Origin of the sequence: Flagellimonas amoyensis (assembly GCF_003058265.1) — a bacterium.
GTDB lineage: Bacteria > Bacteroidota > Bacteroidia > Flavobacteriales > Flavobacteriaceae > Flagellimonas > Flagellimonas amoyensis.
The window spans coordinates 76366-93110 of record NZ_QBUK01000003.1 but is presented as its reverse complement, the minus strand read 5'-3'; the positions used below and the strand labels follow the sequence as shown (position 1 = coordinate 93110).

General features: G+C 45.0%; 11 protein-coding genes. 3 read left to right on the top strand and 8 right to left on the bottom strand.

Annotated elements, in window-relative coordinates:
• Positions 1 to 54: 54 nt before the first annotated feature.
• Positions 55 to 1245 (top strand): ATP-binding cassette domain-containing protein, encoded by a 1191-nt coding sequence (locus DB398_RS05040; RefSeq protein ID WP_234416073.1) that lies wholly within the window; start codon positions 55 to 57, stop codon positions 1243 to 1245.
• Positions 1246 to 1317: 72 nt separating this feature from the next.
• Here DB398_RS05040 and secDF read toward each other — a convergent pair whose 3' ends face one another.
• Both secDF and mdh read right to left on the bottom strand, forming a co-directional pair.
• A complete protein-coding gene (secDF, locus tag DB398_RS05035; RefSeq protein WP_108423320.1) occupies positions 1318 to 4284 on the bottom strand; it encodes a protein translocase subunit SecDF in 2967 nt (988 codons plus the stop codon).
• Positions 4285 to 4506: 222 nt separating this feature from the next.
• Positions 4507 to 5433: a malate dehydrogenase gene (mdh, locus tag DB398_RS05030; protein WP_108423319.1), complete on the bottom strand. Its 927-nt coding sequence runs from the start codon at positions 5431 to 5433 to the stop codon at positions 4507 to 4509.
• 242 nt (positions 5434 to 5675) lie between these two features.
• Between mdh and DB398_RS05025 the strand changes: the two genes are divergently transcribed.
• Positions 5676 to 6047, top strand: coding sequence for a hypothetical protein (locus tag DB398_RS05025; protein ID WP_108423318.1), 372 nt, complete (start codon positions 5676 to 5678; stop codon positions 6045 to 6047).
• Between the two features lie 82 nt (positions 6048 to 6129).
• Here DB398_RS05025 and DB398_RS05020 read toward each other — a convergent pair whose 3' ends face one another.
• The 3 genes from DB398_RS05020 to asnB form a co-directional block, all read right to left on the bottom strand.
• Positions 6130 to 7143 (bottom strand): DUF6588 family protein, encoded by a 1014-nt coding sequence (locus tag DB398_RS05020; protein ID WP_108423317.1) that lies wholly within the window; start codon positions 7141 to 7143, stop codon positions 6130 to 6132.
• Positions 7144 to 7216: 73 nt separating this feature from the next.
• On the bottom strand, positions 7217 to 9157 hold the full coding sequence (gene gyrB, locus DB398_RS05015) for a DNA topoisomerase (ATP-hydrolyzing) subunit B (protein WP_108423316.1): 1941 nt from the start codon (positions 9155 to 9157) through the stop codon (positions 7217 to 7219).
• A gap of 258 nt (positions 9158 to 9415) precedes the next feature.
• On the bottom strand, positions 9416 to 11086 hold the full coding sequence (gene asnB / locus DB398_RS05010) for an asparagine synthase B (protein WP_108423315.1): 1671 nt from the start codon (positions 11084 to 11086) through the stop codon (positions 9416 to 9418).
• A gap of 241 nt (positions 11087 to 11327) precedes the next feature.
• Here asnB and DB398_RS05005 point away from each other — a divergent pair, with 241 nt between their 5' ends.
• Positions 11328 to 11858: a DUF2911 domain-containing protein gene (locus tag DB398_RS05005; protein ID WP_108423314.1), complete on the top strand. Its 531-nt coding sequence runs from the start codon at positions 11328 to 11330 to the stop codon at positions 11856 to 11858.
• A 45-nt stretch (positions 11859 to 11903) separates the two neighbouring features.
• Here the strand turns inward: DB398_RS05005 and DB398_RS05000 are convergent, their stop codons facing one another.
• The 3 genes from DB398_RS05000 to DB398_RS04990 form a co-directional block, all read right to left on the bottom strand.
• Positions 11904 to 13523 carry an amidohydrolase gene (locus tag DB398_RS05000; RefSeq protein WP_108423313.1) on the bottom strand — a complete coding sequence of 540 codons (1620 nt, stop codon included), beginning with the start codon at positions 13521 to 13523 and terminating at the stop codon, positions 11904 to 11906.
• Positions 13520 to 14125, bottom strand: a complete 606-nt coding sequence (locus DB398_RS04995; protein WP_159076319.1) for a hypothetical protein — start codon at positions 14123 to 14125, stop codon at positions 13520 to 13522. The genes DB398_RS05000 and DB398_RS04995 overlap by 4 nt, the downstream gene beginning before the upstream one ends.
• A 698-nt stretch (positions 14126 to 14823) precedes the next feature.
• Positions 14824 to 15933, bottom strand: coding sequence for a T9SS type A sorting domain-containing protein (locus tag DB398_RS04990; RefSeq protein ID WP_159076318.1), 1110 nt, complete (start codon positions 15931 to 15933; stop codon positions 14824 to 14826).
• Positions 15934 to 16745 lie beyond the last annotated feature (812 nt).

The window sequence follows — 16745 nt, the reverse complement described above, 5'->3', positions numbered from 1 at the left end:
CAACCCAAAAGCTACGCGATACTTACCAATAACACGTCACAAACGCACAGCATCGTGGACCGATTATTGGCCAATATATCGATTCCAGGACTACAGCAACTGCAAGATTTGAAGGGACTTCTTTTTTCACGGTCAGAGATCGATCGTTATATGGACGAAGAAGAGCGTCACGATATCAAGATCTTGACCCGGGAAACCCAACAATTTCTGAAGACCATGAGCAGTGGGGAACAGAAAAAGGCTTTGTTGCGCTATTTGCTCCAGCAGGAACCTGATTTTTTGGTCTTGGTGAACCCTTTTGACAATCTGGACGTGGCCACCCAGGCGCAACTTAAAGAACAACTCTGTACCATTGCCTCCACCAAAACCGTGGTGCAATTGGTCAGCCGACTGGAGGATATTTTGCCCGTGACCACGGATTTTTTCAAACTTGATGGAGAACAATTGCATCCTTACGAAACAGCAGAGGCATTTTGGGAGGAAAACCAAGGACAATCCATCGCTTTCAGCGGTAACATACCACCTCCACTCCTGCCTTTGGAAGCAACTGGTACAGAATTGGTCAAATTTGAAAAGGTTTCGGTCAGTTTTGACGGGCGACAGGTATTGGACCAAATCGATTGGACCATAAACCGAGGGGAATTCTGGCAATTGATTGGTCCCAATGGAAGTGGGAAAAGCACCTTGCTCTCCATGATCACCGGGGACAGCCATAAAGCCTACGGGCAGGACCTGACGCTATTCGGACAGAAGAAAGGAAGCGGGGAAAGTGTTTGGGACCTAAAGAAGAAAATAGGCTACTTCACTCCTGCGGTCACGGACAAGTTCAGGGGCTACCATAGTCTGGAACATATGATCATCTCCGGTCTGCACGACTCCATAGGTCTTTATGTCATCCCAACGGATACCGAAAAGCGTTTGGCCCATGAGTGGTTGAAGCTTTTGGGACTAAACCACAAAAGAGAGGAACATTTTCGTGACCTGTCCACTGGCGAGAAAAGGTTGGTGATGGTGGCCAGGGCCATGATCAAACACCCGCCCCTACTTATTTTGGACGAACCCACGGCCGGCCTGGACGATTCTGGCGCAGCCTTGTTCGTTGACTTGGTGAACAAAATTGCATCAGAAAGCGATACAGCCATTGTTTTTGTATCCCACAGAAAAGAGCCCGGCCTGTATCCCCAATTCAATTACATCCTGAATGTTAGGGAAACGGGATCCATAGGCAGTGTTGGGACTCCATAGAAAAACAATACAAGCACAAAAAAGGGCCGCTCTAAAGAGCGGCCCTTTTTGCTATTCATCTAAAAACTTAAACTATGCAGCTGTGGCGGCTGCAATTTTTTTCTTGAGGGTATCGAACATGATCGGCGTTGCGATGAATACCGAAGAATAGGTACCCACTACCACACCAATGATCATGGCGAACATAAACCCTCGCAAGCTTTCCCCACCAAAGATGAAGATGGCCAACAATACGATCAAGGTGGTCAATGAGGTGTTCAAGGTACGGCTCAATGTGCTGTTCAAGGCATCGTTGATGTTCTCTCCGCCTCTGAAACCTTTGATTCCTGTTATTTCACGGATACGGTCGAACACGACCACGGTATCGTTCAAGGAATATCCAATCACCGTCAAGATGGCCGCTATAAAGGCTTGATCGATCTCCATATTGAAAGGCATTATCTTACCAGTAAGGGAGAATATGCCCAATACAATCATCACGTCATGGAAAACCGCAACAACGGCACCCAAGGAGAATTGCCATTTCCTGAATCTCAATAGGATGTAAAGGAACACGACCGCCAAGGATCCCAAAATGGCCAAGAAGGCATTCTTTTTAATATCATCGGCAATGGTAGGCCCTACTTTAACTGATTGTAGGATACCTATCGATTTTTCCGAAGCCCCTATGGTAAAGTCTTCGAAAGAAGTACCATCTGGAAGGTATTTTTGTAATGTAGTGTAGAGTTTGGTCTGGATTTCGGTATCCACTTCCACACCTTCCTCATCTACTTTGTAAGGAGTGGTCACCTTTATCTGATTGGCATCCCCAAACGTTTTTACGTTGGTTCCGCTACCAAATACTGTATTGAGTTCAGAAGCGATTTCCGAAGGGTTCACTGCTTTTTCAAAACGAATCTGATAAGAACGGCCTCCGATAAAGTCAACTCCTTGCTGAAGACCAGAGGTCAATAGCGAGAACACGGAGACAACCACCAAGATACCAGATAGGATATAAGCGAACTTGCGCTTAGCCAAGAAATCGATGTTCATATTGGTGAACAGGTTCTTCGTGATTCCTGTGGTGAAATCCAAGCGTCTGCCTTTTTTCGCAGAATATGCATCGATCATCAATCGGGTCACGAATATGGCCGTGAACAATGACGTAACGATACCTATCAGCAAGGTAGTGGCAAATCCTTTGATCGGTCCTGAACCGAAAATGAAAAGAATGATCGCCGTAAGTCCTGTAGTGATGTTGGCATCCAAGATAGAGGACAGTGCGTTTCCGAAACCGTCCGCAATCGCTTGTGCCTTGCCCTTGCCTTTTGCCAATTCTTCCTTGATCCTTTCAAAGATAAGTACGTTGGCATCCACCGACATACCGATGGTCAACACGATACCCGCAATACCTGGAAGGGTCAAAACAGCACCCAAGCTGGTCAACACCCCAAAAATGAGCAAGATGTTGAATATAAGGGCGATATCAGCAAAAACTCCTGCCTTGCCATAGTAAAAGATCATCCATAGCAATACAAAGGCCATGGCAATCATAAAGGAGATGAATCCACTGTCGATGGCTTCCTGACCCAAAGATGGACCTACCACCTCAGATTGGATGATGTCCGCAGAAGCTGGCAATTTACCTGCACGCAATACGTTGGCAATATCCTTGGTCTCGTTTACGGTGAAAGTTCCGGTAATCTCGGAACGTCCGCCTGAAATAGGTCCTGAAGACACACCAGGGGCAGTATATACTTTATTGTCCAAAACAATGGCTATACCGGTCTGGTTGTTGTAAGCATCTCCGGTAAGTGCTTCCCATTCCTTGGCACCACGGGTGTTCATGGTCATGCTCACCGCAGGCTTGTTGAACTGGTCAAAGGTATCCTGTGCATCGGAAACCACGTCACCGCTGATCCTGGGCACACCGTCCCTGTTAGATTTAAGTGCGTATAGATCCACCACTTCCACATCTTGGGCAGGTCTTTCCCAAAGGAATTTGGTGAATTGGATATCGTTGGGCAGCAATCTCTTGATCTCTGGCATTCTCAGGTACTTCCCGATCTCGGCCGTGTCCGAAACCATGGCTCTTGCTATGGCATGGCTACCTGGGTTGGCAGGTATCAATTTACCCAAAATTGGGTTGGCCTGAGGGGCGGTTTCCAAAGAATCTTGGGAAACATCCGAAAGCAAGGAATCAATCTCAGATTCTGGCTTGGACACCTCCTCTTTGGTCTGCTCAGGTTTTAGGATTTCTTTCAATCGCTCGTTGGCGCTCACCAAGAAGGTTCCCAAACTTGGATTGCTTTGGGGATAGGTTTCCCAAAACTCCAACTGTGCGGTACTGGAAAGCAATTCCTGTGCACGGGCAATATCCCTAGCACCTGGCAGCTCCACCAAGATACGTCCGGAGTTCCCTTCCCTTTGGATGTTGGGCTGGGTCACACCGAAACCATCGATACGCTCACGGAGTACTTCAAATGCAGAAACGATGGACTCGTCTATCTTCCTTCGGATGATGGGCTTTACCTCTTCATCGCTCATTTGGAAATTGACATCATCGCTAAGCCCTTTGTTGGCAAAGATATCTGGGGAAGCCAATTTGGTTTCGCCCTTGATCTTGTCAAATGCATCAAAAAATAGTTCCAAATAGGTTTGGTCACTATTGGTTGATGCCACATCGGCATCGGCCAGCGCCTTGTTGAAAACGGGGTTCTTGGTATTGTTCGCCAAACCTTTCAAAATGTCCTTTACGGAAATCTGTAGGGTAACGTTGATACCTCCCTTAAGGTCAAGACCTTTGTTCAACTCCTTTTTCTTGGCATCCTCATAGCTGGTAAAACCTAAAACAGAGTTGTCACTGATAGAGTCCAGATACGATGCCTCTAAAGCTTCGCGCTTTGCCACATAATCTTCCTCAGCTTCCGAAATTTGGCTAACTGCATGAGCTTCAGCGTCCTTCTCCAACTTACTTGTGATGAAGGTAAAGGATAGCTGATAGATGCTCACCAAGCCAAAAAGGATCGCGAAAAGCCTTACAAGTCCTTTATTTTGCATTGATTATTAAATTTTTAGATGTTTTCTTAAACAGCGTGCAAATATATCATTTCCGATAAGATTTGACAATAGAAATTGATTGAATTGCAAATACGCCTCAGCATTGGTTGGTCAAAACAAAATTGTCATTCCGAATCCGATACGGTCCTCCCCAAAACATTCGTTTGGGATTTACCGGCGTTCAAACCCGAAATGACAATCTTTTGGTCAAGTTTTTATGGATTATACTTGAAGTAATCCGTTGGTCTTTTTAACTCCTTCGGCACTTTCCTGCATTTTGGCCTTTTCGGCATCGGAAAGTTCGATCTCAACAATCTGCTCGATACCATCTTTGCCCAAGATCACAGGCACACCGATACAGATGTCTGAAAGACCATATTCCCCATCCAGCATAGTGGAACATGGGAACATTTTCTTTTGGTCGCAGGCAATGGCCTGTACCATTGACGAAACTGCTGCTCCGGGTGCATACCATGCACTGGTGCCCAAAAGCTTGGTCAAGGTGGCACCACCTACCTTGGTCTCTTCCACTACCCATTCCATTGTTTCTTCGGAAAGGAACTCGGAGACTTTCACACTGTTCCTGGTTGCATGGCCAATAAGGGGAACCATGCCCACATCGCTGTGGCCACCGATCACCATACCGTCAACATCGGAGATAGGGGCACCAAGGGCCTCTGCCAATCTGTATTTGAAACGGGCACTGTCCAAAGCACCTCCCATACCAATGATCTTGTTCTTTGGCAGGCCAGTGGCCTTGTGTACTAAATAGGTCATGGTGTCCATAGGGTTGCTCACCACGATGATAGTGGTATTGGGCGAATGCTCCAAAAGGTTTGTGGCCACGGTCTTTACAATACCTGCATTGATGCCGATAAGTTCCTCACGGGTCATTCCTGGCTTGCGGGGAATCCCAGAGGTGATCACTGCCACGTCACTATTGGCCGTTTTACTATAATCGTTGGTGCTTCCGGTGATTTTGGTATCAAAGCCCATTAGGGAGGCGGTCTGCATCAAATCCATCGCCTTTCCTTCAGCATATCCTTCCTTGATATCCAACACGACCACTTCCGAGGCAAAATTTTTCATTGCTATGTATTCTGCACAGCTAGCTCCTACTGCGCCTGCTCCAACTACGGTAACTTTCATTTGTATAAGTTTAAATTTTAACGCTCAAAAATAAGGCATTTCACTTAGAAAAAAGCTGACTTACACTAGTTTTAATGTATCGATTTTGCAAATGTCCCCAAATAATCGACCCCATAAATGTTAAGGAAACGAACCATTCATCGAAGAAATCCTTTTTTCTTCTTTTTTTGAAGTAAGAGGCGCAATAGTTTCCTACAAAAGAGCGTTCTCTAAGTCCCAAACTTAATTTAACCTACTGACCTATGAAAAAGCTCTTTTCATTGTTGTCCATCATAGGCATAATTGCCGTAAGCAACTGTAGCCGCATTCCAGAGAACAACGACCCCATTCTAGGCGTCTGGGCAAAAATTGAATCTTCCACCATAGAAAACAAGGGTACCGAAACGACCCGTGAAGAATGGATCTTCAACGATGTTTATCTGGGCAGATACCAGAGCTACTCCAATTCAAAACTAGTTTTTTATACCGATTTTAAATGGTCCGTTGAAAACGGGACCTACACCATTATATATGGCGATCCGCAGGTGACCGATGTCACGGTCAGCTTGATGAAAGCCCAAGATCCTGAAATTTTGACCCTAGGGAACGGCGCGGTCTTCGCCACTAGGGAGTGAACCTGAAGACCAACATATATGAAAATAGTGGGCCTCGACAAATGTCGGGGCCCACTTTATTTTGGTTGGTCGGTTGGTGGCACTATCTGAATCCAAAGTTCAGACCGAAGGTAAAGGTGCTGAACTCGGCAATGTTATATTCCGCATTGATCCTAAAGAATCCCAGTTTCAGTTTGGTGCCCAGATTGGCATTGACCCCACTGGCCTTTTGGGAAACGGAAAAAGGGTCCACCACGGTCTCGGAAAAGAACGGGCCGTTGGCCTGATAGGTGCCCAAAACATCGATATCCGATTTCCCCGTGATATAGCCCAGACCTCCATAAAAGTTGATCACGGGAATATTTCGGGTGGAAACCACGGCACTGAAGTTCCAGGTCTTGAACGATGCATCGATACGCTGGTCGCTGCCCGCAATGATGTCAGAATCCGTGAAATCATACTCGCCATTGAGATTGGTATACCCTATGACCGCCGAAATGGCCACAGGCAATAGTTTATCGGCCGGAAGCAACTTGGTGAAATCGTATTGGACACCGGCACCGAACAATCCCAATTTGACATTATCGTCGTCAAATTTCATCTTGGGCAAGAAACGGGCCTTCACTTCCAATCCCTTGATAAGCCCCACACTTCCCTGAAGATACCCCGATGGGACAAAATTGATGTTTTCAGAAGCCAATCCCGAAGGGAGTTCAAAGGTGCTGCTAAAGAGGGTAGTTTCATCCTCAACAAAGACTTCGACCCCCTCAATGTCGCCAAGAGCCGTGGAAACCAAACGCGCTTCCCCTGGGTTTTGCACAAAATCCAGGTTTTCATATTCCGAAGGATCAAGCAGAAAGGCTTTTTTGTCATCCTTGTTCTTGAACCCCGTCATGTTTCCCACGATGGATATCTCAAAACCACCCAAGGGTTTGGAATCCGCACTGTTGTACCATCCTGTGGAGATCGTGTAGATGGCCGCTTCGGAAACAGGTGCCAAATAAGCGTTGGCAAAACGTTCCGCATCGTTGACCCCGGAAACGAAAATGTCGTTCAAATCTTGGGCCTTGCCGAAGGTTGCCCCCAACAGGGCTGCGAGCAGTATGATTTTTCTCATTTTTGTAAAATTTTTCCTAAAACTAAAAAACTCGCCTTTTTGAGGCGAGTTTTTGTTGTGAAACAACCGTTATCTATGCATCTATGTTGGCATAGACGGCATTTTTTTCGATGAATTCCCTCCTTGGTGGCACCTCATCCCCCATCAACATGGAGAAGATGCGGTCCGACTCGGTGGCGTTGTCTATACTGACCTGCCTAAGGGTCCTGAACTCCGGGTTCATGGTGGTGTCCCACAATTGTTCCGCGTTCATTTCCCCAAGACCTTTGTACCGTTGGATACCAGCTCCACCGTTCATGGAGGCCACTATCTCATCACGTTCCTTATCGTTCCAGGCATAGCGTTTCTTGGATCCTTTCTTCACCAAATATAATGGTGGCGTGGCAATGTAAACGTGCCCTGCCTCTATCAATTCCCGCATGTACCGGAAGAAGAAGGTAAGGATCAAGGTTTCAATGTGGCTACCATCCACGTCGGCATCACACATGATGACCACTTTGTGGTAACGCAGCTTATCCAAGTTCAGTGCTTTGCTGTCCTCTTCTGTACCGATGGTAACTCCCAATGCGGTATAGATGTTCTTGATCTCTTCGTTTTCGAATACCTTGTGCTGCATGGCCTTTTCCACATTCAGGATTTTACCCCTAAGCGGCAGAATGGCCTGAAAATTTCGGTCCCGTCCTTGCTTGGCGGTACCACCTGCCGAATCTCCCTCAACGAGGAACACTTCGCATTTGGTAGGGTCCTGCTCGGAACAATCGGAAAGTTTACCAGGTAGGCCACCAACACTCATTGGGTTTTTACGCTGAACCATTTCACGGGCCTTGGCAGCAGCATGTCTGGCCTGTGCGGCCAATTTTACTTTTTCCACGATCTGTTTGGCATCCTCGGGATGTTCTTCCAAATAGTCCGTCAGCATTTCGGAAACGGCCTGGCTCACGGCACTGGTCACCTCTCGGTTACCCAATTTTGTTTTGGTCTGACCTTCAAACTGGGGTTCTGCAACCTTAACGGAAACAATGGCGGTAAGCCCCTCACGGAAATCGTCCCCTGAAATTTCAAACTTTAGTTTGTCCAACATACCGGAATTGTCGGCATATTTTTTCAAGGTGGTGGTCAACCCCCTCCTAAATCCTGAAAGGTGCGTACCTCCTTCGTGTGTATTGATATTGTTCACATAGGAATGGAGGTTTTCCGTATAGCCTGTATTGTAGACCATGGCCACTTCCACTGGTATGCCGTTCTTCTCCCCTTCCATGGAGATGACGCTTTGGGTAAGTGCTTCCCGGTTTCCATCCAAGAACTTGATGAATTCCTTCAATCCTTCCTTGGAATGAAAGGTTTCATGGATATACTCCCCTTTTTCGTCTTTATTTCTTTTATCGGTAAGCGTAATGGTGATGCCCTTGTTCAAATAGGACAACTCCCGCATACGGTTGGCAAGGGTATCATAGCTATATTCCGTGGTCTGGGTAAAAATGGTATCATCTGGAATAAAGGTCACCACGGTACCCGTTTCATTACTGTCACCAATACTTTTGACGGGATACAGGGCCTTTCCTTTTTCGTATTCCTGCTCCCAAACTTTTCCTTCCCTATAGACGGTAGCCCTTAAATGGTTGGACAGTGCGTTCACACAAGAAACCCCCACACCGTGAAGACCTCCGGAAACCTTGTACGAGTCCTTATCGAATTTACCACCGGCACCGATCTTGGTCATGACCACTTCCAAGGCAGAAACCCCTTCCTTTTTGTGAAGTCCCACAGGTATACCCCTACCGTTGTCCTTAACGGTAATGGAGTTGTCCTCATTGATGATCACATCTATTGAATCGCAATATCCGGCCATGGCCTCATCGATGGAGTTATCCACGACTTCATATACCAAATGGTGCAACCCCCTGACCCCTACATCACCAATATACATGGAAGGTCTCATACGCACGTGCTCCATGCCCTCGAGGGCCTGGATACTATCCTCTGAGTATTGTTTCTTGTTCGCTTCTTCGCTCATATATTCTTAGTATTTGCCTTGAAATTTTCAAATCTTACAAATATAAGGAATAGCCACTGGAATTGGGCCATAGGGCGACAACGAACCCCCTAAGTTATCAACAAAATCTGTGGAAAACGGAGGCCTCTGGAAATGTCCAGGGTCATACACCAACCACCAACGAAAAGCCCCTCGTCGAAGGGGCTTTTCTGACTAATTGAAAATGAAACAAAACTACATTTCCTGCTCCATATCGTTGGTTGGTTATTACCGGTCGGTTTATTTTACGTAAGCATCGGCATGCACTTTGGCAACGGCCCTTCCTGATGGGTCGTTCATGTTTTTGAAGGCTTCGTCCCACTCCAGGGCTATCCGGGTGCTACAGGCCACAGAAGGTTCTTGCGGAACGCTCAGCGCAGCTGCATCCGAAGGGAAATGCCCTTCAAAGATGGAACGGTAATAATACTCCTCCTTGGTTGTAGGTGTCTGTATCGGGAACTTGAAGTGGGCGTTCTGCAATTGCTCATCGGTCACCTCTTCCTGCACCATCGATTTTAGGGTGTCTATCCAGCTATACCCCACTCCATCGGAAAACTGCTCCTTTTGCCTCCAAGCCACACTTTCGGGAAGGTAGGATTCAAAAGCTTTTCGGACCACCCATTTTTCCATGCGCTCCCCGTTGATCATCTTGTCCTTTGGGTTGATGCGCATCGCCACATCCATAAACTCCTTGTCCAAAAATGGGACCCTGCCCTCTATTCCCCATGCCGCCAATGATTTGTTGGCCCTGAGACAATCGTACATGTGGAGTTTGTCCAACTTGCGCACGGTTTCTTCATGAAAGTCCTTTGGACTTGGTGCTTTGTGGAAATACAGGTAGCCTCCGAACAACTCATCGGCACCCTCTCCGGACAACACCATTTTGATCCCCATGGACTTGATGACCCTTGCCATCAAATACATGGGCGTGCTCGCCCTGATGGTGGTAATATCATAGGTCTCCAGGTTATAGATGACATCTTTTATGGCATCCAACCCTTCCTGGATGGTGAACTTTATCTCGTGATGGATGGTCCCAATATGTGCAGCCACTTTTTGGGCAGCGGCCAAATCTGGCGAACCTTCCAATCCCACTGAAAAGGAATGCAATTGGGGCCACCACGCATCGGCGGTATCACCGGATTCTATCCTTTTTTGGGAATATCTTTTGGCAATGGCCGAGGTCACGGAAGAGTCCAAACCTCCGGAGAGCAATACCCCATAAGGCACATCGGACATCAACTGACGGTGCACAGCGGCCTCCAAGGCCACTTTGATCTCTTCTATACTGGTCTCGTTCTCCTTGACGGTATCGTATTCCATCCAATCCCGTTGGTACCATCTTTTGAACTCCCCATCCGAACTGTGCAAATAGTGTCCGGGAGGAAAAAGCTGGATCTTGGAACAGGTACCTTCCAAGGCCTTCAATTCGGAAGCCACGTAAAAGGTGCCGTTCTTGTCCCAACCGATGTACAATGGAATGATCCCCATATGGTCACGGGCGATGAAATACTCATCTTTTTCGCTATCGTATATGGCAAAACCAAAGATTCCGTTCATTTCATCAATAAAATCCACACCCTTTTCTCGGTAAAGGGCCAATATGACCTCACAATCGGATTGGGTCTTGAACTCGTATTTCCCTTCAAACTGTTTTCTCAGTTCTTGATGGTTATAGATTTCGCCATTGGCAGCCAGCACAAGTTTTCCATCGGCACTCAACAAAGGCTGCTTCCCAGAGGCCGGATCCACGATCGCCAACCTTTCATGGGCCAAAATGGCCTTGTCATCCGAATAGATCCCACTCCAATCCGGCCCTCTATGTCTCACTTTTTTGGACATTTCCAATAATTGGGGCCTCAACACTTCCGTGCTTTCCTTCACATCAAATGCGCAAACAATTCCACACATATAAATATAGTTTATAACAATTTTGATACAAAAATGAACATTCAAGTTTTGAAATAAAACAATAAAACAATATTCAATTACATTTTATTTGTTTAAAATGTAAAAACATATACTATTGATACTTTTTTAGTAAAAGAATACATCAATCTGAGGCATTCTGTAAGGTTCTTCAATTTTAACGTCTTTTTTATAGAAACACATTGAATTAATTCTAGTTTTGAAAACAACTAAAATCACAATCATGAAAAATCTATTTTTATTGACATTCTTTGCCTTTGCCCTAGTATTTTCCACTGAGGCCACGGCCCAAAAGTTCAGCGGTCTGGATAAAAGTCCTTTGGACATTGCATCTTTTCCTGCCAGTTACAAGGAGGCCGATAAATCTGTTCGCGTCATTTACAGCCGCCCACAGTTGAAAGGCCGCAGCTTGGAAGACCTAGCTCCTGAGGGTAAAGTTTGGAGGACCGGTGCCAATGAGGCCACTGAAGTGACTTTCTACAAAGATGCCACTGTAGGCGGAAAAGCCATCAAGGCCGGCACCTATGCCCTGTTCACCATTCCCGGGGACAATGAATGGACCGTGATCCTGAACAGTAACCTGAACCAATGGGGCGCCTACTCCTATGACAGTGAAGGTGACGTAGCCAGGATTCCTGCCACGGCCAGCACTGATGAAGAGGAGCTTGAGGCTTTTTCCATTGCTTTTGAAGATGATGGAAAAATGGTCATGGGATGGAGCACTACACGGGTTTCACTTCCGATCAGCTTCTAATCCAACACTGATTATGATATCAAAAGCGGGGAAATCCCCGCTTTTTTATTTTACCCGAACACCTCCCAAGAAAACCTGCTCCGCGCTTATATTGGGAATACTTTCGACCGGAACGGTCATGATATCGTCGCTCAGGATCACAAAATCCGCAAACTTACCCGGCTCAATGCTCCCTTTTTCATTTTCCTCAAAGTTGGAATAGGCTGCCCAGAGGGTCATTCCCCTCAAGGTCTCTTCCCGCGTAAGGGCATCCTTCATCTGAAACCCTCCTTCGGGATACTGTTCTTGGTCTTGCCGGGCCACAGCCGCATAAAATGTGAGGAATGGGCTTACCTGCTCCACGGGAAAATCAGTTCCCAAAGCCACAATCCCAGCTTTCTCCAATAACGTTTTGTAGGCATAGGCTCCCTTGATCCGCTCAGGACCCAACCTGTCCCCCGCCCAATACATATCGCTGATGGCATGCGTCGGCTGCACGGAAGGAATGATCCCGTCTTCAAAATAATCGAAATCCTGTAGCGATACCACCTGGGCATGCTCCACCTTCCAACGTCGGTCCTCCTTGTCCTGCAACACCTTTTGATAGGCCCTGAGCACGACCACATTGGCAGAATCCCCTATGGCGTGGGTGTTCATTTGGTAATCGGAGGCTGCTATGCGTTCGGCAAGGGCACCGATTTCCGCTACTGGGGTGACCATGGCCCCGAAGTGTCCTGGCTGATCGGAATAAGGAGCTTTTAGGGCCGCTCCCCTAGATCCCAGGGCTCCATCCCCGTAAACTTTTATGGATCGGACATTCAATTGGTCCGTTTTGATGATTCCTTTTTCCAAAAAATGATCTAGGTTGTCCGGAGTATTGGAAACCATTGCATAGATTCTTATGGACAGCTCCCCAGCTTGCTGTAGGCTGTCAATCAGCTCAATGGTCCATCTTCCCAAACCTGCGTCATTGACCGTAGTGAGGCCATAACCCAAACTTATCCGTTCGGCATCTTTCAGGGCCTGGATCTGTTGTTCTTTGATGGGTTGTGGCACAACGGCATCCACCAGTCCCATGGGATTGTCCACCAGAACCCCTGTGATCGCACCATCTTTCTTTACAATTTCGCCACCGTCCACTTGGGTCTCATCAGTTATTCCCGCCAGGTTCAGTGCTTTTTGGTTCACCAGATAGGCATGGCCATCAATCCGCTCCAAAACAACTGGAATATCCGGGAACAGTTCATCCAGTTTGTCTTTGGTCGGAAATTCCTTTTCGTCCCAATCATTTTGGTCCCAACCCCTTCCGCGTATAAAACTTGAGGGGCGTTCTTTTTGGAAAGCAGCCACCTTGTCCACGATTTCATCAAAGCTTGAAGTGCCCACCAAATCCACTACTTGCTGGTTCAATCCAAGTCCATAAAAATGGCAATGGGCATCAATAAGTCCGGGAACCATTGTCTTTCCTTTGGCATCCAACAATTCCTTGGCCTTGTATTTTTTCTGAAGGTCTTCGTCTTCTCCCACTTCCAAAAATTTCCCATCCTTGATGGCCACGGCACTTGCTTTGGAAAATTCCTCGTCCACCGTGTAGATGTTGGCATTGTGAACGATCATGTCCACTTCTTGCTTGGAGTTACAGGCAAAGAGAAGTGGGATAAGAAGTAGGAGTGTGTATTTTTTCATTGTTCCGGGATTAATTTTTCACCATCCCATAAAAATACTTCTTCTTTTTCAAATGATATAACTTCATATGCCTGTGTAAGGTTTAAATAGCCGAGTACAATCTTATTTTGGAGACCATATAGCTCGTTGGGAAACCTATACTGCCAAAAATTAAATTCTTCCCCACAATTTTCGACCTTTAATTCAGGCAAGTGAACAAAACGACCCTCGGTGGTTTCAATTATGTAATTCAACCTTATTGACAGGCAGCAAAAAGTATAGTAATCTTCGACCAATATGACTCTTTTGAGTCCTGGAATATTTGGCGAATCGTTTACCCAAACTTCTAGACTGGAATCTTGCACATCAATCGCATACTGATTCAAAACTGGAATAAGCGTATCATTTTCCTTCAATAAGTAAATTGGAGATGTGGCATGATAATCCAAAAGCATTAATGAATCTTCATCCATATCAGCCCATATAGATTTGGTCAGTGCATAAACCTCTGTAGGATAAAACCTGCTCCCAAATTTTGGATGTTCCACATACTGTGCAAACAGACCAACAGTTCCCAAAGCATATACGGCAATAAAACCGAGTGTAACATGCGTATTTTTCATCAGAGCCATTCGATAAAAATACATTTAACACCAATACCATTTGTCATGAATTGATGGATGCTGCTTTTGAATTGACCTATATTACTTTTCAATTGACCAATGAACCTTTGGTATCGTTATTCCCCATCAATTTCTGATGCTCTCTTCACATTGGAAAAGCCTACTGTGAAACCATGATTGAAATATGTTGATACTTTTTTAGGGGTTTAAATACGTAATAATCATTACTTTTCGAGACATATTCTATAGCTAATTCAAATATGTCCATTTTTCATGGAAAAAGAGTTCAGCTCAGTAAAATCAAGGAATTTTTCACTAAAAACGGATAAACCAGATAAATTATTAATCCATCTATCTATTCAAAAAATCAGTTTGACAATTTTTTTGGGTTAATGGAAAAACTGTCCTAAAAATCGGGTATTTACAAGGAATATTCGGATTGCTAATGTTAGTCTACCTACTCTTATGGTTGGTGTTGTGAAGGATTAGGCGCTATGAGGATTACGGGTAACTGTAAAGCACAATAGAGTGATTCCTTTGTGGTTTTAACGAGTTCCAACCGTTTTATGATGAAGGGAAAGTAAAGCTCCTTGATTTAAAAGAAAAACGACCCGAGGATTTGAACCAAAGGCCGTTTACAATCTTTAAAATGTTGTTAGGCAGAAGTTGGATTCTATCTGTTGCCTATTTCACATCATTTAATTTATGATAATATGTTTAATGGTTTCCCGGTTATCGCTTCCCTTTGCTTTAAGCACATACCTTCCTTTTTTAAGTTTGGAAACATCCAGTGTTGTTTTATCATTAAATGAACCTTCCTTGACCAAGCTACCATTGAAATCATAAAGACTGTAGGTGGTAACCGACAAACTATCAGCTTTTCCTTTTTTGCCTTTACTATATTGGTTTGCGGATTTTTCAATGGTAAGTGTTTCAGATGAAGGGTTTGGATATACAAACCATGGCTCTTCACCGCCGTCACAATCCATGTTGGTGAAATTTCCAGTTGTCCAAGGACCCCAACCGCAGGCGCTGCGTGCACGGTATTTAATTTGGAAAGTTGCACCAACTAGGGAAGTTGAGGCAATCGAAAGTATTGGGGAACTGGAATTATAGGTTCCACTATAATTTCCCGTCACTGTCCATTGGTGCTCAAGGACATCGGCCCTATATGGTTTTGGTGTAATGGATAAATATTCTATGGGACAAATGATGAATCCGGTGCCATAATTTCCATTAGGGGTGTAATGGGTGTTTTGACTAATAACGTCAAACCCTGTTGCCACAGGGGCCCCAGTACCTATGGAAATACCCGATTTTGAAATGGTGGTGGTCTGTCCACAGGGATTTTGTAAGGTTGCCGTAATGTTGATTACTCCATTGCCAGTTGCGGTCAATGTGGCTGAATTGCTACTTCCTGAAATGCTGGCAATACTGGAATTGGATACATTCCAACCGATTACCTGTAAATTGGTCCCAGAGGTGTTTACGGAATAACTGGCCGAATTACACATATTGTTTGGTCCCGAAATGGTTAATGTGGAGGAGAAGGTGGCGCGGGACACCGTAGAGGAACGCGAGGATTGGGCAACACCATTTATATAAGGGGTTACTGTTACAGTAGAGGGCAATACGGTCCCAGAACTCGGCTGTAAGGTCTTTGAATTGGTTGTGGAGCTGACCTGCGTCCATCCGGTATGGCTCCAGTTATAGGTGACCGTTGAACCACTTGGGACATTGGAGGAAGTCACGGTAAAGGTCCTTGAACTTGTATTGCCGCAAGGCAGACTAACACTATTGGGGGACAAGGTGAAAGTTGGAATAATAGTTTTGATAATGGGACTATTACAGCTCTTGGTTTCAATGTCTCCAGAAGTTACAAACTCGATATAAATATAACTTCCCGATGTTCCAACTTCACTCGCTGATAGATTGCTGGAAATTGTTGATTGAAAGGTTTGATTGGACCAATTTGTGTCCGATATGCCCATGGAGTTTAGATTTTGTGGAGTAGAACTAGAGTTGTTCATGAACATAAGGTTGACCGTGCCTGTCCCACTTGGTAATGTTGATGGCCGGGATAGTTTGTATGTAATGACCAAACTGTTATTCTGATTAGTCCCAAAGTCCAAGGTGTTACAGTTATTTACGGTCGTTTGATTGTTCAACAAAACACTTTCGATTGATGGGGTAATTTGAGCACTTAAGTTAATGAAGGTTAAAAAGGATATTGTTAAAAGTAATATTTGTTTCATAGGGGTTATTTTTAATGTTTTATAGATGTATGCAAAGACTGATCCCTATACTATTTATGTTGTTTTGCAGTACAATTAGATTGTTATAGCCAAGAATCGTCTCCAAGGCAACTCTATTGCTTAAAAACAGTGTCAGATCAGTTTTGAGATCAAATGATGAACTATTGTTCACCGAACTGTTGCTTCCAAAATAGGTACAGCCAATTTGACTCAAGACATTTACCTATTTTTATAGTTATGTAGTGTCTTTTTTATAAAGTGCTTTATTTAGCCATAAGTATTGATATTTAATGGTTTTTTTAAATTTTTTTTGATATTTTAAGATAGTATTGAGTTTTTCTTTTGTCTATATTTAACATGTCATA